This is a genomic window from Shewanella bicestrii, assembly GCF_002216875.1.
Taxonomy (GTDB): Bacteria; Pseudomonadota; Gammaproteobacteria; order Enterobacterales; family Shewanellaceae; genus Shewanella; species Shewanella seohaensis.
Map to the genome: position 1 here is coordinate 894,470 of NZ_CP022358.1, position 18,177 is coordinate 912,646.

Genomic DNA, 18,177 nt, shown 5'->3' on the forward strand with positions numbered 1-18,177 from the left:
GGGAGTAACGCCAACGCTTTGCAGGCTCTGATGTAACCGCCAACGACCTCGAAAGAATATGGCTCCACGATTTGTTGTTAAGTGGAGCTTTATTCTGGATGCTTTCGTTGGATGGGTCGCTTTGTATTACCCAAAAAGGGGGCTTAGCGCGCCTTAACTGCTGCAAAGATTGGCATAACGCTATTCATTTAGCTCAGAGTGCAGTGGTAATAGCATTGGGATTTCACAGGCATCGTGGCCAGTATTACCAAGTGGGGCACTTAAGTAGTTAAACCCTAAGTGTTCGTAGAGCTTTAGGGCTTCTTTGAGTAATGCGGTGGTTTCGAGATAGCAGCTCTGATAACCCGCTTCACGGGCGAAATCTAGGGCCTGCAGCGCTAAACGCTTAGCTAAGCCTTTACCGCGGATCTCGGGCATAAAGTACATTTTTTGCAGCTCACAAATTCCTTCATTGTTAGCCAGTGGCGCTATGCCTGCGCCGCCAACCACTTGGCCTTCATGTTCTATCACCCAGTATTGGGCGCCCGGCTGCGAATAGATTTGGCTTAAACAATCTAAGGTTGGGTCGGCCACGCTATAGCCTTTATCCGCTGTTAAGCCGTATTCGGCGGAAACCACGCGGATCACTTGGGCAATGGCAGCATCATCGGCGGCGGTCGCTTCACGGATAAGATAACCCGATTGTTGTTTGGCTTTATGTATGGCTTGGTTGTATTGCATAAGAGCTTGCTCGATTTGTTGAATTTGCTCAGGGGTCAGCTGAGCCAAGATTTCTTGAAAGAGTTGATTTTGCTGGCTATCTAATTTTGCGAGCAGCTTTTTACCCGCTGGAGTCAGTTGAACGACGAGGCAGCGATTATCCCGCGGATGCATTTGGCTCTGGGCGAGGTTTTTATCGACTAAGTGTTTGATTGCACGGCTAGCATTGGATTTATCTATGCTCAGTTTGCAGGCGAGTTCCTTAATGGTTTGCGGTTGATTGCCTATCTCAAACAAGGCGTGGGCCTGTACTGGGGACAGAGGTAAATCGCCAAAGGCCGCATTGAGCATGCCTAAGTGTCTGACCATATAGCGGGAAAGGTGTCTCAGTTGGCTAGATGAGCCGGGATCATTTGCCATAGTCGGATTGAATGCCATCAGGGTTAACCAAAGTTGAGCCATGCAAGCACTAGTGTGGGCTGGCAGTGGCTCAGTTCGAATCATTTAGTTGCAAGTTACAACGAAATTAGCGGGCTTTGCTCGGCTTTGCAATATTTCATTAACAAAATTTAAGGGTACAACTCAGGATTTAAAAACGGCGCCATGGCGAGGATGATCGCTTGGGTGTAATTGCTCTCACGGGTGGCGTGACCGTGGGTGAGTTGGCCTATCGCGCCGCCTTTTTGTTTGATGTTAACCGTATTAAACAGTCTATCCATCACATGACCCAATTCTTCACCCGCCTCGAGTGCCTGATAAACCTGCATAGGTAGCGGCAACAAGGCGCCACGGCCAATGCTTAAACGGACTTGGTGGGCAATCGCAATATAGGCGAAGGTCGCAGGACCAAACTCGAAACAATCGACGCCGCCTTCCATCGCAAAGTAATAATCCGCTTCCACTTGTTGCTGGCAATAGTGGACACGGTTGATAGCCCCTTGGCGGGTGTCGCTATCTGTCATGGGCTGCGCGGGGACGCCCGAGGGCGCATCCATACCTTGAGTTTGGATCTCATATTCAGGGAAGAGCAGCGCCATGGCATTGGCCGCTGCGTTTATTTTGACGGGGTTTTTCGAACCGACGATTACTTTGATAATGTTTTGTTGCATATAAGTTATTTATTTTGATTTTTAATGTGGACGCTCGTTTGAATCATTGCTTAAATGGTCGGAGGTGTCTCGCCTCTGGGTTTTCTATTTTGCCATATTCATCGCCTTGGCTCAGTAAAAAGCGAATGTATGGGGAGCAAATAGCCAGAGTCGTGCATCAGGAAGCGACATACGACTATTGCTCCTTCAGTCAATTAGCTGATTTAAGCAGTAAAGCTATGTCATTGAAGGAACTAAAATTAAGAGATAATAATAATGAAATTCAACAAACTCATGATCGCGATGGGGATGGCCTGCGGCGTTATGCTCACAGGCTGTAACGACAGCGAAGATAGCACTCCACCTACCGAACCTGAAACTCAGCTACAAACCTTTGCCCCCAACGGCTTACTCAAAGCCAATATTCGTCGAACTACCTACGGTGTGCCCCATATCAAAGCCGATAACTTAGAAAGCTTAGGTTTTGGTAGCGGTTACGCGCAGGCTCAGGACAACCTCTGCGTGCTCGCCGATGGTTTTATTAAGGCCAACTCCCAACGCTCTATGTACTTTGGCCCCCATGCGTCGATTGATTTCACCACAGGGCAGCCCACCTCAGAAGACAATGGCAACTTAATCTCCGACTTTGCCTATAAAGCCTTAAAAATTCGTGAGCAAGCCGAGGCCAAATGGCCGCAGTTTAGCGAGCGCTCCCGTGCATTAATCCAAGGTTTTACCGCGGGTTATAACCAATACCTTGCCGATGTTGAGGCGGGCAAACAAACCGCCGAACCTTTCTGTGGCGGTCAGCCGTGGGTAAAGCCCATAGTGCCAGAGGATGTGGTCACTTATCTGTTTTCCATCGCACTATTACCCGGCGCGGCTAACTTCCTCGATTTGATTTTCTACGCCAACCCAGGGGATGGGCAGGAGTACATGCCACGCATCGTCGGACCTGCACCAAGCCAAGAACAAACAGCGTTTGTCAGCGATATGCAGTCTAAGTTGCTTGCCCGTGCGGCGCGCATTACCACACCCGAGACCAATCCACGGGATTTAGGCTCTAACGGTTGGGGTTTAGGTAAAGATAAGACCGAAAATGGTCGCGGCATGGTGCTTGGCAATCCGCATTTCCCACACACGGGCAACCTGCGCTTCTGGCAATCGCACATTACCATCCCTGGCCAATTGGATATGATGGGCGGCTCGCTGGTGGGCATGCCTGGCCCTATCAACATCGGGTTTAACAAAGACTTAGCTTGGACTCATACCTTCTCAACCGCCGAACATTTTGTGATGTACAACCTCGAGTTGGTCTCGGGCGACAGATTGCAATACCTGTTTGATGGGCAGCCGATGCCGATCAATAAAGAGACTGTGTCTATCCTAGTGAACGCAGGCCCCGCTGGCATGTTAGTGGCTGAAAAGGATATTTACACCACCGCAAAAGGCCCTATGGTCGAGGCGCCACCTTCGCTCGCACCTTTTGGTTGGGACGATGGCAGTGCCTTTATGATCCAAGATGCCAACATGGCAACTATGGATCCGGTCGATCACTGGCTTGCCATGAACTTAGCGACCAATAAAGACGAATTCCAACAAGCCTTTAAAGACTACGATGGGGTGATTTTCAACAACACTATGTATGCCGATAAAGAGGGTAACGCCTTCTACATTGACGACTCGACCGTGCCCGGTCTATCCGAGGCGGCCGTGGTGGTGCTCAAGACTTCGCCCGATATTAAGGCGGCCAAGCAGCAGGCGGGCTTTACTATTCTGCCGGGGAATACCTCATTATTTAGCTTTAATGGCCCAACCCCTTATGAGCGTGCGCCTAAGCTTGAGCGCAGCGACTTTGTGCAAAACTCCAATGACTCCTTCTGGTCAACCAACTTAAACGAGCCACTGACGTACTTCTCGCCTATGTATGGTCCAGAAGCAGGGCAATTATCGCTGCGTACTCGTATGGGCTTAACCCTAATGCAGGATGCGGCGGGCAGCGATGGTAAGTTTAATCTGGAAGAGTTAGAAGCCGCGGTATTGTCGAATCGCAGTTATTTAGCTGAGTTGGTATTGCCGGATTTGATTGCCCAATGTGAGGCGCAGGGCAGTACGCCTGTGGTGGTATCTGCGAGTTTATCTAAGGATCTCACCTCGGCTTGTGCAGCGCTCAAAGCCTGGAACGGTAAGCAAGATAACGACAGTAAAGGCGGCGCTTTATTGCGTGAGTTTGCCCATCAGTTCAGCCAAAAAACCATGCTGACCAAGGGATTCGACCCCGCGAATGCGGCGACCACGCCTAACACGCTTACCACCGACGGTAGCGCATTAGTGGCGCTTGCCCATGCGGCCTTGAATCTTGAAGCCGCAGGTTTTGCCTTAGATGCACCGTTAGGTGATGTGCAGTTTGTCGAGAAGTCACTCCCCGATGGCACTGCCAGCGGCGCGCGTTTACCTTGGCCGGGCAGCCATAACGCGGAAGGTGGATTCAACGTATTTTCGACGAGCTTATCGGGAGATGACACTCTGATCCCGCAGCATAAGTACGCGCCTTTGATGGACGTTGTCACGGGTAAGGCGATGGCCTCAGGCATGACGGCCAAGGGTTACCAAGTGCGTTACGGCTCAAGCTGGATGATGGCGGTAAGCTTTACCGATGAAGGCCCTGTCGCGCGTGGCATACTCACCTATTCGGAGTCGAGCAATATACTGTCACCTTCCTTTACCGACCAAAGCAATCTGTATTCCAGCAGTAAGAGTTTCCGTCCTTTACTGTTTAAGGAAGCCGATATTGCCCCTGCGGTGATTTCGACTACAGAGCTGACACTGCAAAAAGCCCAGTAATGGCTGAGTTGTCGTTAATCGATAGGCCCACTTAGGTGGGCCTTTTTTATGGGCTTTCTCTGGCGCAGCGCTCGTTGTTTCAAAATGTAAAAATTTAACAATATGGAGGGTGATCTACTTCAAACTTTATTAGTACTTGATTGAGTTCGATCCCAATTGGGCGGTTTTTGCGACTTAACGCCACTTTGGTTTTTTTATCGACGACATGCCGATGTCGCAACTTAGGTGCTTGGGTAAATTTACTGTGTTTTCTTGGTGATTTATTGTGATCGTTTTGATGCGTTATTGGAAATTTATTACGCCAAATCATGGATCTAGGTCGCAATATCCGTTTTATTTGAAATTTCATTACTTAAAATGGCGTTAGATCAACTTTTGCTAAAGCTTTTTCGCTATCCTTACGCCGAATTTTTTATGCGGTATCACCGTAAGGTAATTTTAATATGCAAAAAGATGCGATCAGTGTTCTCGAAACACCTCAAAGCACGCAAGAAAGCACAACAAGACACTTACCATGGACGCGCCAAGACACGACTTGGATGCTAAGTTTATTCGGCACCGCTGTGGGGGCGGGCATTCTATTTCTTCCTATCAATGCGGGTATGGGCGGATTTTGGCCCTTAGTTTTGATGGCCATTATCATTGGGCCTATGACCTATCTCGCCCACCGCGGTCTGTCACGCTTCGTATGTTCGTCGAGTATTCCCGGCAGTGACATTACCCAAGTGGTTGAAGAACACTTTGGGATTGGCGCGGGCAAGGCGATTACGCTGCTGTATTTCTTAGCGATTTATCCCATTGTGTTGATCTACGGTGTGGGGATCACGAATACCGTCGACAGCTTTATCGTCAACCAGTTGGGCATGGCCTCTCCGCCACGTTTCCTGCTGTCTGGCGTGTTGATTTTCGGCATGATGGCTGTGATGGTTGCCGGTGAGCAATTTATGCTAAAAGTGACTCAACTGCTAGTTTATCCGCTGGTGGGCATTTTGGCCTTTATGTCCATCTATTTGATCCCTGAGTGGAAAATGGATGCGCTGCAAGTCGTGCCAGACACCGGCGCCTTTTTAGGTACGGTATGGTTAACCATTCCTGTATTGGTGTTTGCCTTTAACCATTCTCCGGCGATTTCGCAATTTTCGGTTTCCCTTAAGCGTGACCATGGGGCGAATGCGGCCCGTAAGGCCGATGTGATCCTGCGTAACACCTCGATGATGTTAGTCGGCTTTGTGATGTTATTCGTGTTCTCCTGCGTGTTGTCACTGTCGCCAGAACAGTTGGCCGAAGCGAAGGCGAAGAACCTGCCGATTTTATCTTACCTTGCGAACGTGCATGACAGTGGTTTTGTCAGCTACTTCGGGCCTTTCATTGCGTTTGTGGCGATTGTGTCTTCTTTCTTTGGTCACTACATGGGCGCAACTGAGGGCATGAAGGGCATTATCGTTAAGCAGCTGCGCTCAAGTAACAAACAAATCAGTGAGAACAAGCTGAACAAGTTTATCTTAGTGTTTATGTTTGCCACGATTTGGGCCGTTGCGATTAAAAACCCAAGTATTTTGGGGATGATTGAGGCGCTGGGCGGCCCAATTATTGCGGCGATTTTGTACTTAATGCCAATGTATGCCGTGTACAAAGTGCCGGCGCTGAAGGCTTACCGTAACCGCATCAGCAACGTGTTTGTGATTATTGCGGGCCTACTGGCGATGACCGCTATTCTGTTTGGCTTGTTAAGCTAAGCTTGGAATTAAAAGCGGTTTGAAACGAAAGGATCGGGTGATGCCCGATCCTTTTTTTATTACTTCTCTTCGTACATCAGATAGTAACTCTGCTTCATCCCTAGCGCTTGGTAAGTTTGCTGAGCGGCGGTATTTTCCTGCTCCACATAGAGACGGAAACTCGCGGCGCCACCATTGGCTTCGGCCAGTTGTTTTACCTCAGCATAGAGCTTGCCATAAATCCCCTGACGGCGATTTTGCGGACGAATATAAACGCTTTGGATCCAGTAATAATCTTTGGCGCGCCAGTCGCTCCATTCGAAGGTCACCATCAGCGAACCGACAATTTCGCCATCAATCTCGGCTACCAGATAAAAGCCTTTTTCTGGGTGATTCAGTAGGGTATTAACGCCTTTAATCAGGGTCGTTACGTCTAAGGCGAGACCTTCGGTTTCCTGCGCCATTGCCTGATTAAATTGAACTAAGGCGGTGAGATCTTGCACTTTAGCTTTACGGATCAACATATAACAACTCCTCGGCGGTTAGTACCTCTACCGCTCTTGTGTATGGGAATGACGCTTATGCATCGGCTTTTATTCGGCGGCTCACTTTAGCACGGAACTGTTTAGAAGAACGAGTGAACAGCGTTTGAAATCCTGCTTTAATCGCGGCTAATTTTTGTACGACTAAAGTCTAATCTGCTAGGCTTGAATAAGGTTTTCACCCTAAGGGAGTGGTGCGATTATGGCATTCGTAAAATCAACTCGTCGCTTTAAGCCAAAATTTTTACAACCCTATGATGTGCAAAAAGATCTTCAGATTAATCACGCCATGCACTTTATGCTCACCTTAATCACCTTCGGGCTATGGGGGCTGGTTTGGTGGTATTTGATCCTCAAATCACAGGGGGATAATCAGTCACTCTTCAGTGGTTTTGACGATGACTATTGGAGCTATCTTATCGAGTGCGAACAGCCGCCCGCATCCCTTTATCGCCAACGTTTTTCCGCCTCAGTCAATTCGGTGCAATTTGAGGCCTAGGCTTTGCCTTAGCTGGATTTTGCAGCGGTTGGCATCAACGTGATATAGATCATCCTTAGAATTTTATCCCTTATGTTAGACTCGGCGGCTGGCTAATTTAAGTTAGTCCCGCCAAGGATAAGGCTCAGCCCTATCATCATTTCAAACTCAAGGTTATAAACATGTCAAAACATAGGTCATCAGCCCTAGGCCGGATCTGGTCTTCCTGGATGTCAGTGCCCCTGTGGCTGCAAATTTTCGTTGGTATGGTGTTGGGGATTGCGGTGGGCGTCAGCTTAGGTGAGCAGGCTTCTTACCTGAAACCTATTGGCACCCTGTTTGTGAATACCATCAAGATGCTGATTGTGCCTCTAGTGTTTTGTTCATTGATTGTCGGTGTGACCTCAATGGAAGACACCGCCAAAATGGGCCGAATTGGTTTTAAATCCTTTGCGTTTTACCTTTGTACCACCGCAATTGCGATCAGTTTAGGTTTAGCCGTGGGCTATGTGGTGCAACCCGGTGCGGGCGTGCCTTTACTGCAACACGAAGCGGTACAAACGGCGAAAGAAGTGCCTTCGGTGATGCAAACCCTGATTGACATAGTCCCCACCAACCCCGTTGCTGCCTTGGCGAGTGGCCAAATCCTGCAAGTCATTGTGTTTGCTGTTGCGCTTGGGATTGCCTTGGTCTTGATTGGCGACCATGGAAAGCCTGCTATCAAGGTGTTTGAAAGCCTTGCAGAGGCCATGTACAAACTCACCGACATGGTGATGAAGCTTGCTCCTTATGGGGTATTTGGTCTGATGGCATGGGTCGCGGGCGAGTATGGCATCGATATGCTGTGGCCGCTGATTAAAGTGATTATTGCCGTATATATTGGCTGTATTATCCACGTGTTAGGCTTCTACAGCATAGTGCTGCGCCTATTTGCCAAGCTGAATCCACTGCATTTTTTCAAGGGGATCAGCAATGCGATGGCGGTGGCATTTACCACTTCAAGTTCGGCGGGTACCTTACCGGCCAGCATGAAATGTGCGAGCGAATATCTCGGGGTCAATAAGAAGATCTCTAGCTTTGTGCTGCCCTTAGGGACCACCATCAATATGGATGGTACGGCCTTGTATCAAGGCGTGACCGCGCTGTTTGTGGCGCAGGCCTTTGGTATCGATTTAACTTGGGTCGACTATCTAACGATTATTTTAACCGCGACCTTAGCCTCAATCGGCACCGCGGGTGTGCCGGGCGCAGGCTTAGTGATGTTGACCTTAGTGCTTTCGACCGTGGGCTTACCCTTAGAAGGTGTGGCCTTGATTGCGGGGATTGACCGTATTCTCGATATGGCACGTACTGTCGTAAACGTTTCTGGTGACTTAGTGGCGACGACTGTGATTGCTAAGTCGGAAGATGAGCTTGATGTTGAACATTACAATGCCGATATGGTGCAGAGCGCTATGATTGCCGAGCAAAATGCCGCGAGTGAAAACGCCGCGACGAAAAGTTAATTCATTGAATAATAAAAAACCGCCAACTAGGCGGTTTTTTATTATCGAAGCGAGCTTATTTAAGCTGGCTTAGGACGAGGACGGGCTTATCATCGCTGCTAAGCAGAGTTAAACGCCCTTGCACTAACTTGGCCTTAGCAACTAACGGCAGGGCTTGCATCACTTTATGCTCCTGCTGCATCAGCGCATCGACACAGGCCTTCATCGTGCTGCCGCCAGGAATGATTTTTAGCTCCTGTCCCTGCTGGCTATATTGGCCAAAGAAGTTGTTGCAGCTGTTATTGCCAGAGAGTTTACCTTCATCGGCGAAGGTGATTTGCGCAGGGCTGTAATCCACTGTGGGTTGCCCTTGAACGGCTTCAATATGCCAGCTTCCCTGTAATGGCACTGTGTCCTGATTGGCAACGTCTGTGCTCTGGCATGCGGTTAAACCAAAAAGTAATGCGCTTAATAGAAATGTTTGTTTTAACATTGTCTCAGTTCCTTTTTCCGTATTCATGACCATAGTGTACAAGTTTAGCGGGAGATAAAAAGAGGTTTATATGACAGATACCATTAAAAGCACTATGAATTTATTGAAGTTTTTACATTGGTTAGGTGTTTTGATGTTAGTTTGTGGACTTGGGATCTATATGTTGACCCAATGGAGTCTAGAAATCAGCGGTATGTTATTGATCTCAAGCCTCATAGGTTTAGGGTTGGTGCTGATGTCTCCCTATCCCGTGGTGTTGTTTATCCAATGGGCGAAGCGTCAGGATGAGCTGACTAAAAACGAATTGCCTAAGCATAAAGACTAATTGTCTGCATAAAAACTAGAGCTCGGCCGAGTCGGCAGCGGGATTATCGTACAGCTTGGCATCGAACTTGGGCGCTTGATTCGCAGGTGTTGGCTCAGGTTCGGGCTGCATGGATTTGAGTTTGCTGCGCGCGTCCTCCATCATGGGCGCTAACTTGGCTGTCGATTCGGGGGTAAAAAAGCTGTAACTGGCATCGAGCTTGAGATGGTGATTTTGTTGCTCTAATTGTTTTTCGACCCGCTTCATAATGTGCAATATATCGCGCTCACTATCGACAAAGGCTAACACCACAAACTGGGTTGCGCTGAAATGGGCGGCCACATCGGCGGTGCGAATGGTATCTTGGACTAAATTGCCCAGCAGCCTGTGGTGTTTCTCTTCTAAGCTGTTTTCTGAGGTGTCTGCCTCAATTAACTCGAAAAAAAGAATCCCGGCGTGGGCGCCAAAACGGCGGCCGAGATTGAGCTGCCTTGGTGCCATCATCATAAAGCCATAATGGTTGAGCATGCCGGTTTCTTGATCGCGCATCGACAGCGATTCGATTCGATGGTTTTGGCATAGCAGGGACAATTCCTGCTGCAGCAGAATTTGAAAAGGCTCCAGCATGGCGCTGTTGTTTAAGGGATCGACCATATGGGGATTTAACACGCACAGCGAACCAAATTGACTGCCGTCGGGCCAAGCGATAGGGCGGGAGAGAATATGTTGAATACCATCAAAATCCCGTGGCAATTCATCGAGCATAAAACGGCCGAGATTAAGATAATCCCCCTCCGCAGGGCTATGTTTAAGTTGTTCAAACAGGGGGAAGTCGCTCGCAAACAAAGTGCCTGAGGTAAACAGCGGTGTTTCACTCACCGAACTGACAATCACTTCAAACCCGGACTGAGTCATTTGCAGCACAAACACGCTGGTGGCGCTGTAGTAGCTTTTAATCAACTCACATTGGTGCATCCAGCGACCGAGATTGACTTGCTGGTGATCGCTATCGAGTAGGCTGACATTGGGGTTGATGGTTTCGGGCAACATGGTGGCGCCTAATGGGCAAAAAATATGCCTTAAGTTTGGAAAACAACAGGATAATTTGCAAATCAATGGGCTAAAAAAACACCATTTTTTGTGCATCTATTATTGGGATGATTGGTGACTCCTGTATACTGGCGCGCCGCCAACCAGATTGCTCACCAAATTGAGTGAAGATAATGACAGTGAATATACGTCCAGCTACGACGCAAGATATTGATTCCTTAGTTGTATTAGAAAGGACTTTCCTCAACGATGAACTGGCGTCTTCGGCGATGGGCTTGGAGGGGCAAGCATTCGGCCGTAATGAGCTGACCGAATTAGTCACTCGGCATTGGGTGGTAGTGGCCGAAGATAAAGGGCGAATTATCGGTTATGTGATTGCCGGGCGCTGGGCGTTTTTCACCACTTGGCCTATGTACCGCACACTCCTCAACCGCTTGGCTAAGGCCGAGTGGGATGGCCCTAGATTAACGCAGCAGAACAGTTGCCAATATGGCCCGATTTGGATTGATCAACATTACCGAGGTCAGGGGATTTTTGCGGCCTTAGTGAAGGGGATTTATCAGCAAATTGCCCCTCATTTTGCCTATGCGGTGACCTTCATCGCGGAGGAAAACGAGCGTTCCTTTGCCGCCCACACCCAAAAGGCTGCAATGCAGGTGGCTGACTTTTTTACGGTTTCAGCAAGAGATTATTATTTGATGGTGGCGCGGACTCAAGCTTAATCGGCATGCAATATGAGGCTTGTTCTTGCCTGGAAACTCAGTATTTAACCCATATCGTTATGAGGAATACTGAGTATCGACTATGGTTAGTGCATACCAATCTATAAAAATAGCGCTATGAAGTTTGAGCTACGCCAATTTCTCGATAGAAGCTTTCTTATCTCGATACGTGAATCCTTTATCGCGTTACTGCCTTTTATTTTAATTAATTCATTTCTCTCGCTGATTATTGCGTTACTCGACATCGGCATGCCGACTTGGCAGGGCTCTGCATTTCATCAGGGGATCAGTTTTTTTTCGGCACAACTTTTAAAGATTTTTCCGCTGCTGGCATTAATTTCCCTGTCCTTCCATTTTGCTAAATATTTGCAGCTGTCGGCGATTGTGGTGTGTTCGTTGTCGCTGAGTCTCTTGCTCGCTATTAATGCCCAAGATACGGGGAATGTATTTAATCTCGATTATGTGCGCGCCATTTTGGCAGACCCACGCATTGCCGTTTTACCGATTATTTCGGCCTATTTATTACGATTTTTGACGGCGTGGGAAGGGCTAAAGTTTATTAAGGCTAAGGCGCTTAGCCGTTACTTAAAGCAACACTTAAACTTATTCTTCCCATTAGTGATTGGTTTTATTGGCCTGTTCGCCATTGTTGCTGAAGCCTCTATCTTTTTAGAATGGTTGTTTGCCCCATTCATCGATGCACTGCAGCAGGCGAGTCTTGGGGTGCAATTGTTTATGCGGATCCTAATCACTCATGTGCTTTGGTGTTTTGGGGTGCATGGCGATAATGCCTATCTGTTGTTGATCGGTGTCGATAATGGCTTAGTGGAATTGGTGCCGCACTTGACTGCTAGCCAGTTTATGGACTTGTTTATTCTCTATGGTGGCAGTGGTGCGACGCTATCCTTGATCATTGCAATCTTTATTGGTGCTAAAGACAGCGCCACTCGGCATATTGCTAAAATTGCCACGCCCTTTGCGATTTTTAACATCAATGAGATCCTGATTTACGGCCTCCCCATTATCTTTAACCCACGTTTATTAGTGCCGTTTATCCTGTCGCCGCTGATTAATTTTATCTTAGCTTACAGTGCCATAAATGTTGGGATCTTAAGCTTTGAGGGGCACAGCTTTCCTTGGATCACGCCGCCACTGCTCAACGCTTACATTGCCAGCGGCCATATCAGCGCGGTGTTGTTCCAAGTGTTATTAATCGGACTTGGAGTATTGGTTTATCTTCCCTTTGTAAGGCGTTTCTCCTTGATGTCTGAGCACTATGAGTTTGATAGCGAGTTAATCAAACGCGTGCAGTTTCAAGCGGATATCGATCGAATGAGTGAGCAGCATTACTCACAGCAGCAGTCCGAATCACTGAAAGCTGAATTAAACCTCGAGAAGACCATTAAGGAAGTCTTGGCAGGGGAGTTACAGCTGCATTATCAGCCTAAAATTGCCCTCAGCAGTGACCATGTGGTGGGATTTGAGGCGCTTATTCGGTTGAAGGATGAACATGGCAACTTGAAGGGACCTTACTTTATTGATGCCTTTCAGCGTGCAGGTTATTCCCATATCATCGACCGCTTTGTGATTAATACGGTTGCAGAGGATCTGGCCCGCTGGGAATTAGAAGGCTTTTTCCCTAAAGTGAGCATCAATATCGACCCAAACAATATTACCGATCCCCAGTTGTTGGCGACGCTGCACGAAAGATTAGGCAGTGTTGCCAACCGAGTCGAAATTGAGATGTTAGAATCGGCCTTTATGTTGGATTTGAATCGCATCGATAGCAGCATGCGTCAGCTTAAGCAGCATGGCTTTACTTTCTTCTTAGATGACTTCGGTACGGGGTTTTCTAGCTTAAGTCTGCTGAGTCGGATCAATGTGGATGGTATTAAGCTCGACCGCAGTATTCTGGCCAATACCAGTGAGCCAAAAGGGCGGACCTTGTATCTGCAAATTTGTAAGCTTTGTAATAGCTTAGGTTTTAGTTTGATTGCCGAAGGGGTTGAAACCACCACAGAGGCCGAGTTTGTTAAAGCGGCGGGTGTGGGTTATGTGCAGGGCTGGTTATACGCCAAGGCGATGCCAGGCCCCGAGGCCAAAGCCTTCTGGTTGGAGAGAAATAGTGACTGATAACTTAGTCAGTACCCTGCTGACGACATACGCCAATGCGAACTTATCGGCTTGGGATAATTTGCGAGTCTTGCTATCCGAGTGTGCGTTGCAGCAATGTGAAGCCCGTGGATTGGAAGTCGATTGCGACAACAGTCGCCCCCATTATTGGCTGCAGATTGAAGATTGTTGGCTCGATTGTGGCAGAACCAATGCCTACAGCGCGGCTATCGTCCGTTTAACGCCTGAGGCCGTTAAGGGCGCAAGGATAATCAACGTGCAAGACTGTGCACTGTTATCCGCCGCGCAGATCAACCTATTGTGTATGCAAAACGCCCACTTTGACCACTGTTAATCCGGATCACAGGATTAACCATTTCCCCGTTGGGTAATTACCTTGATAGCCAAAAGGAAGCCGTCCCTGCAAGTACCAAGCTAAACGTTCTTGTGTGAAGTCACATAGCGTGACTTCGGCTAACAATAAGGTGGCTAAGGTATCGGCATCATCTGCGACTAGCGCGCAAATCTCGGCAACGGGCATTATTTTCCACGTTTCCAGATAGGCGGTTTTCGCGATTTGAGCGACGATTTCGCTAGAGACTTGGGGTTTTAATCTGTCGGCTTGTTGATGGTCGCTAACACATAAGCTTTCATAGGATTCAGTGTAGGGTGGTTCGAAAAAACGGTCAGGATCCCTTTTAAGGCAAGTGGTTATGTCTTCTAAGCTGCCTAAGGTGTTGGCCATGGGCTCGTGATGGCCCACATTGGTCACCCAAGAACAGGATTGGAGTTGTGCGATTAACGGCTTCATTGAGTCTCTGTCTTTTGCCTAGAATGAAAGCTATCTTGCTGAGAGGAATGGGGTTAGGCAATACATCCTAAGCACAAAAAAACCGCCCTTAGGCGGTTTTTTTGTGCGAAAGCGTGAGCTTAATGCAGATTATAGACCTGCATCGGCGCGCAGTGCGTCAGCTTTATCCGTCGCTTCCCATGGGAACTCGTTACGGCCAAAGTGACCATAAGCGGCGGTAGCTTGATAGATTGGGCGAGCCAGGTTCAACATTTCAGTCAGGCCGTATGGGCGCAGGTCGAAGTGTTGACGGACTAACTTGATTAAGACTTCTTCAGACACTTTACCAGTACCGAAGGTCTCAACGCTGATAGAAGTAGGTTCAGCCACACCGATAGCGTAAGACACTTGGATTTCACAACGGTCAGCCAGACCCGCTGCTACGATGTTTTTCGCTACATAACGGGCAGCGTAGGCCGCACTACGGTCAACTTTTGATGGGTCTTTACCAGAGAAAGCACCACCACCGTGACGCGCCATACCACCGTAGGTATCTACGATGATCTTACGACCGGTTAAACCACAGTCACCCATTGGACCACCGATAACGAAACGGCCAGTTGGGTTGATGAAGTATTTAGTGTCCTTGTTCAGCCATTGTGCTGGCAGAACTGGCTTGATGATGGTTTCCATCACGCCTTCGATCAGATCCGCTTGGGCGATGTCTGGGCTGTGCTGAGTAGACAGTACGATCGCATCGATACCAACAATCTTGTTGTCTTCGTAAGCGAAGGTGACTTGGCTTTTCGCATCTGGGCGTAACCATGGCAGAGTGCCATCTTTACGTACTTCAGATTGACGCTTCACTAATGCGTGGGCATAAGTGATAGGCGCTGGCATCAGAATGTCGGTTTCGTTGCTGGCATAACCAAACATTAAACCTTGGTCGCCGGCACCTTGTTCTTTTGGATCGGCACGGTCGACACCTTGGTTGATGTCTGGAGACTGTTTACCAATCGCATTTAATACTGCGCAAGAATCGGCATCGAAGCCCATATCTGAATGGACATAACCAATTTCACGAACCGTTTTACGGGTCAGCTCTTCAATATCAACCCAGGCAGAGGTGGTCACTTCGCCACCTACTAATACCATGCCAGTTTTGACATATGTTTCGCACGCAACACGTGCTTTAGGATCTTGGGCTAGAATCGCATCTAGCACAGCATCAGAAATCTGATCTGCAATCTTATCGGGATGACCTTCTGAGACCGACTCAGAAGTAAACAAGTGCTTTGCCATAGTAGGAAAATCTCGTCGTTAGCAATCAAACGTGTAGAAGCATCTACATCTAGACGGCTATTTTAGTGGAATTTCCCTTGGTTGACACCCCCTAAACTAAATATTTGTGTGTAAAGTGAGGTAAGCCCCAAATCGGATAGAGTTTGTGGCGCTGGAGTTTCTGCTCTAACTCAATGAATTGATAGTGGTATGTGGTTTTTGCCTTGGATGAGTTGGGCAAGTTATCGCTGAGCTAAGCTCAAACCAAGGTTGTAGCCTGATTGCTATGGGACTCAATGTGACAAAGGATATAACATATTTGAATTATTGTATTACAAATATGTTTAATGTGTTTTAAGATGAATTAGCCTAAACCTTCAAAGGTGTAATCCACCAGACTGGACAGTGGAATGCAATTTTCGTTTGCGTCGCTTCGCTATGTAGGGGAAAATATGCGTCCAAATTGCCCGCTAGACCCCACAAATTAAGCAGGAGAGAGCATGTCTTCCCGTAAAGTACTCGCCAACGCAATCCGTGCGTTAAGTATGGATGCAGTTCAAAAAGCAAACTCAGGCCACCCTGGCGCCCCAATGGGCATGGCAGATATTGCTGAAGTGCTGTGGAATGATTTCCTTAAGCACAATCCGAACAATCCGAAATGGGTAGATAGAGATCGTTTTATCCTCTCTAACGGTCACGGATCTATGCTGATCTACTCTTTATTACACCTGACTGGCTACGACCTGCCTATCGATGAACTGAAGCAATTCCGTCAGTTACATTCAAAAACTCCGGGTCACCCAGAATACGGTTACACCCCAGGTGTTGAAACCACCACTGGCCCATTAGGGGCGGGGATCAGCAACGCTGTGGGTATGGCGATTGCAGAAAAAACCTTAGCGGCACAGTTTAACCGTGAAGGTCACGAGATTGTTGACCACTACACATACTGCTTCCTCGGCGATGGCTGCTTGATGGAAGGTATTTCCCACGAAGCTTGTTCTCTGGCTGGTACCTTAGGCCTAGGCAAACTGATCGCATTTTGGGATGACAACGGCATCTCTATCGACGGTCATGTTGAAGGCTGGTTTACCGATGACACGCCAAAACGTTTCGAATCATACGGCTGGCACGTGATTGCTAACGTTGATGGTCACGATAGCGATGCGATTCGCGCGGCTATCGAAGCGGCAAAAGCGGTGACCGACAAGCCAACCATGATCTGCTGCAAAACCATTATCGGTTTTGGTTCACCAAACAAATCTGGTAGCCACGATTGCCACGGCGCACCATTAGGTGATGCGGAAATCGCAGCGGCCCGTGAATTCTTAGGCTGGCCACATGCGCCATTCGAAATCCCTGCCGACGTATACGCAGGTTGGGATGCTAAAGAAACCGGTAACGCCCGTGAAGCAGCATGGAACGACAAGTTTGCCGCTTACGCGAAAGCTTACCCAGAACTGGCTGCCGAATACGAGCGCCGCGTTCTGAAAGGTGAATTACCTGCAGATTTCGAAGCCAAAGCACAAGCCTTTATCCAAGAATGCCAAGCGAAAGGCGAAGGCATTGCGAGCCGTAAAGCGTCACAGAACGCGATTGCAGCCTTCGGTGCGGTTCTGCCTGAACTGTTAGGCGGCAGTGCTGACTTAGCGGGTTCTAACCTGACCCTGTGGGCAGGTTCTAAAGGTATTCAAGAAGATCCAGCGGGTAACTACGTGTACTACGGTGTGCGTGAGTTCGGTATGAGCGGCATCATGAACGGTGTGTCACTCCACGGTGGTTTCATCAACTACGGCGCGACTTTCATGATGTTCATGGAATACGCACGTAACGCAGTACGTATGTCTGCGCTGATGGGCATTCAAAATATCTTCGTTTACACCCATGACTCTATCGGTCAAGGTGAAGATGGTCCAACTCACCAACCTGTTGAGCAATTAGCTAACCTGCGTATGACGCCAAATATGGCGGTATGGCGCCCATGTGACGCGGCTGAAACCGCAGTGGCTTGGAAAGCGGCTATAGAACGTCGTCATGCACCAACATCGCTAGTATTCAGCCGTCAAAACCTGAAGGCTCAAGCTCGTACTGCTGAGCAGTTAGCGAATGTGGCAAAAGGCGCTTACGTACTGCAAGACTGTGCAGGTACGCCTGAGTACATCCTGATTGCGACCGGTAGTGAAGTCCAATTAGCGGTAGAAGCGGCTGCAGCGCTGACCGAACAAGGCAAACAAGTTCGCGTTGTTTCTATGCCATCAAACACTGAGTTTGATAAGCAAGATGCTGCTTACAAAGAATCTGTACTGCCAAAAGCGGTGACTAAGCGTATCGCTATCGAAGCGGCCCATACTGACTTCTGGTACAAGTATGTTGGTTTCGAAGGCACTGTTGTAGGCATGACCACTTTCGGTGAGTCTGCGCCAGGCAACGTGCTGCTGAAGCACTTCGGTTTCACCGTTGAAAATGTGCTGAATGCTGCAAAATCACTAGGCTAATCGCTTAGGTGATGAGATTACCGACAAAAGGTTAAACTTTTGAAAGGTTAATCTGTATAATGCGGCCTGCAATCGTTTGC

The 18,177-nt window shown here is 48.3% G+C and carries 16 protein-coding genes; 9 read left to right on the forward strand and 7 right to left on the reverse strand.

From position 1 onward, the window contains the following. Window positions 1–180: 180 nt before the first annotated feature. Window positions 181–1,161, reverse strand: coding sequence for a bifunctional helix-turn-helix transcriptional regulator/GNAT family N-acetyltransferase (locus CF168_RS03950; RefSeq protein WP_240520058.1), 981 nt, complete (start codon window positions 1,159–1,161; stop codon window positions 181–183). Between the two features lie 107 nt (window positions 1,162–1,268). Next, window positions 1,269–1,808: an inosine/xanthosine triphosphatase gene (yjjX, locus tag CF168_RS03955; RefSeq protein WP_089067046.1), complete on the reverse strand. Its 540-nt coding sequence runs from the start codon at window positions 1,806–1,808 to the stop codon at window positions 1,269–1,271. A gap of 255 nt (window positions 1,809–2,063) precedes the next feature. Here yjjX and CF168_RS03960 point away from each other — a divergent pair, with 255 nt between their 5' ends. After that, complete coding sequence (locus CF168_RS03960) at window positions 2,064–4,631, forward strand: acylase (RefSeq protein ID WP_089067047.1); 2,568 nt, start codon at window positions 2,064–2,066, stop codon at window positions 4,629–4,631. A 443-nt stretch (window positions 4,632–5,074) separates the two neighbouring features. After that, entirely contained in the window at window positions 5,075–6,367 is a 1,293-nt protein-coding gene (locus CF168_RS03965; protein ID WP_086903754.1) for a serine/threonine transporter, read from the forward strand. A 59-nt stretch (window positions 6,368–6,426) separates the two neighbouring features. On the opposite strand, the gene CF168_RS03970 is transcribed toward CF168_RS03965, so the two are convergent. Next, the gene (locus tag CF168_RS03970) at window positions 6,427–6,870 is read right to left on the reverse strand and encodes a GNAT family N-acetyltransferase (protein WP_089067048.1); all 444 of its coding nucleotides are present in this window, start codon (window positions 6,868–6,870) and stop codon (window positions 6,427–6,429) included. A gap of 220 nt (window positions 6,871–7,090) precedes the next feature. On the opposite strand from CF168_RS03970, the gene CF168_RS03975 reads away from it, so the two are divergent. Both CF168_RS03975 and CF168_RS03980 read left to right on the forward strand, forming a co-directional pair. Continuing rightward, the gene (locus CF168_RS03975; protein ID WP_089067049.1) at window positions 7,091–7,387 is read left to right on the forward strand and encodes a DUF4234 domain-containing protein; all 297 of its coding nucleotides are present in this window, start codon (window positions 7,091–7,093) and stop codon (window positions 7,385–7,387) included. Between the two features lie 161 nt (window positions 7,388–7,548). Beyond that, window positions 7,549–8,871 (forward strand): dicarboxylate/amino acid:cation symporter, encoded by a 1,323-nt coding sequence (locus CF168_RS03980; protein WP_089067050.1) that lies wholly within the window; start codon window positions 7,549–7,551, stop codon window positions 8,869–8,871. Window positions 8,872–8,926: 55 nt separating this feature from the next. Here CF168_RS03980 and CF168_RS03985 read toward each other — a convergent pair whose 3' ends face one another. Continuing rightward, window positions 8,927–9,343, reverse strand: a complete 417-nt coding sequence (locus CF168_RS03985; RefSeq protein WP_011621560.1) for an META domain-containing protein — start codon at window positions 9,341–9,343, stop codon at window positions 8,927–8,929. 70 nt (window positions 9,344–9,413) lie between these two features. Between CF168_RS03985 and CF168_RS03990 the strand changes: the two genes are divergently transcribed. Further along, window positions 9,414–9,668 carry a hypothetical protein gene (locus CF168_RS03990; RefSeq protein WP_089067051.1) on the forward strand — a complete coding sequence of 85 codons (255 nt, stop codon included), beginning with the start codon at window positions 9,414–9,416 and terminating at the stop codon, window positions 9,666–9,668. Between the two features lie 15 nt (window positions 9,669–9,683). Here the strand turns inward: CF168_RS03990 and CF168_RS03995 are convergent, their stop codons facing one another. Further along, on the reverse strand, window positions 9,684–10,697 hold the full coding sequence (locus CF168_RS03995) for a GGDEF domain-containing protein (RefSeq protein WP_089067052.1): 1,014 nt from the start codon (window positions 10,695–10,697) through the stop codon (window positions 9,684–9,686). A gap of 173 nt (window positions 10,698–10,870) precedes the next feature. Here CF168_RS03995 and CF168_RS04000 point away from each other — a divergent pair, with 173 nt between their 5' ends. The 3 genes from CF168_RS04000 (at window position 10,871) to CF168_RS04010 (ending at window position 13,886) form a co-directional block, all read left to right on the forward strand. Next, window positions 10,871–11,419: a GNAT family N-acetyltransferase gene (locus tag CF168_RS04000; protein WP_089067053.1), complete on the forward strand. Its 549-nt coding sequence runs from the start codon at window positions 10,871–10,873 to the stop codon at window positions 11,417–11,419. 117 nt (window positions 11,420–11,536) lie between these two features. Continuing rightward, window positions 11,537–13,552 (forward strand): EAL domain-containing protein, encoded by a 2,016-nt coding sequence (locus CF168_RS04005; RefSeq protein WP_089067054.1) that lies wholly within the window; start codon window positions 11,537–11,539, stop codon window positions 13,550–13,552. Continuing rightward, window positions 13,545–13,886, forward strand: a complete 342-nt coding sequence (locus CF168_RS04010) for a hypothetical protein (RefSeq protein WP_089067055.1) — start codon at window positions 13,545–13,547, stop codon at window positions 13,884–13,886. Before CF168_RS04005 ends, CF168_RS04010 begins: the two co-directional genes overlap by 8 nt. Window positions 13,887–13,892: 6 nt before the next feature. On the opposite strand, the gene CF168_RS04015 is transcribed toward CF168_RS04010, so the two are convergent. Together CF168_RS04015 and metK are read right to left on the reverse strand one after the other, a co-directional pair. Then, entirely contained in the window at window positions 13,893–14,342 is a 450-nt protein-coding gene (locus tag CF168_RS04015) for a hypothetical protein (RefSeq protein WP_089067056.1), read from the reverse strand. 129 nt (window positions 14,343–14,471) lie between these two features. After that, window positions 14,472–15,623, reverse strand: a complete 1,152-nt coding sequence (gene metK, locus CF168_RS04020; RefSeq protein ID WP_011621567.1) for a methionine adenosyltransferase — start codon at window positions 15,621–15,623, stop codon at window positions 14,472–14,474. Between the two features lie 479 nt (window positions 15,624–16,102). Here metK and tkt point away from each other — a divergent pair, with 479 nt between their 5' ends. Continuing rightward, a complete protein-coding gene (gene tkt / locus CF168_RS04025) occupies window positions 16,103–18,097 on the forward strand; it encodes a transketolase (protein WP_089067057.1) in 1,995 nt (664 codons plus the stop codon). The last annotated feature ends 80 nt before the right edge of the window (window positions 18,098–18,177 follow it).

Bases quoted from the DNA above. Each gene is read 5' to 3' on its own strand.
- CF168_RS03950 (WP_240520058.1), bottom strand. From the start codon at position 1,161: ATGGCTCAACTTTGGTTAACCCTGATGGCATTCAATCCGACTATGGCA.
- yjjX (WP_089067046.1), bottom strand. From the start codon at position 1,808: ATGCAACAAAACATTATCAAAGTAATCGTCGGTTCGAAAAACCCCGTC.
- CF168_RS03960 (WP_089067047.1), top strand. From the start codon at position 2,064: ATGAAATTCAACAAACTCATGATCGCGATGGGGATGGCCTGCGGCGTT.
- CF168_RS03965 (WP_086903754.1), top strand. From the start codon at position 5,075: ATGCAAAAAGATGCGATCAGTGTTCTCGAAACACCTCAAAGCACGCAA.
- CF168_RS03970 (WP_089067048.1), bottom strand. From the start codon at position 6,870: ATGTTGATCCGTAAAGCTAAAGTGCAAGATCTCACCGCCTTAGTTCAA.
- CF168_RS03975 (WP_089067049.1), top strand. From the start codon at position 7,091: ATGGCATTCGTAAAATCAACTCGTCGCTTTAAGCCAAAATTTTTACAA.
- CF168_RS03980 (WP_089067050.1), top strand. From the start codon at position 7,549: ATGTCAAAACATAGGTCATCAGCCCTAGGCCGGATCTGGTCTTCCTGG.
- CF168_RS03985 (WP_011621560.1), bottom strand. From the start codon at position 9,343: ATGTTAAAACAAACATTTCTATTAAGCGCATTACTTTTTGGTTTAACC.
- CF168_RS03990 (WP_089067051.1), top strand. From the start codon at position 9,414: ATGACAGATACCATTAAAAGCACTATGAATTTATTGAAGTTTTTACAT.
- CF168_RS03995 (WP_089067052.1), bottom strand. From the start codon at position 10,697: ATGTTGCCCGAAACCATCAACCCCAATGTCAGCCTACTCGATAGCGAT.
- CF168_RS04000 (WP_089067053.1), top strand. From the start codon at position 10,871: ATGACAGTGAATATACGTCCAGCTACGACGCAAGATATTGATTCCTTA.
- CF168_RS04005 (WP_089067054.1), top strand. From the start codon at position 11,537: ATGAAGTTTGAGCTACGCCAATTTCTCGATAGAAGCTTTCTTATCTCG.
- CF168_RS04015 (WP_089067056.1), bottom strand. From the start codon at position 14,342: ATGAAGCCGTTAATCGCACAACTCCAATCCTGTTCTTGGGTGACCAAT.
- metK (WP_011621567.1), bottom strand. From the start codon at position 15,623: ATGGCAAAGCACTTGTTTACTTCTGAGTCGGTCTCAGAAGGTCATCCC.
- tkt (WP_089067057.1), top strand. From the start codon at position 16,103: ATGTCTTCCCGTAAAGTACTCGCCAACGCAATCCGTGCGTTAAGTATG.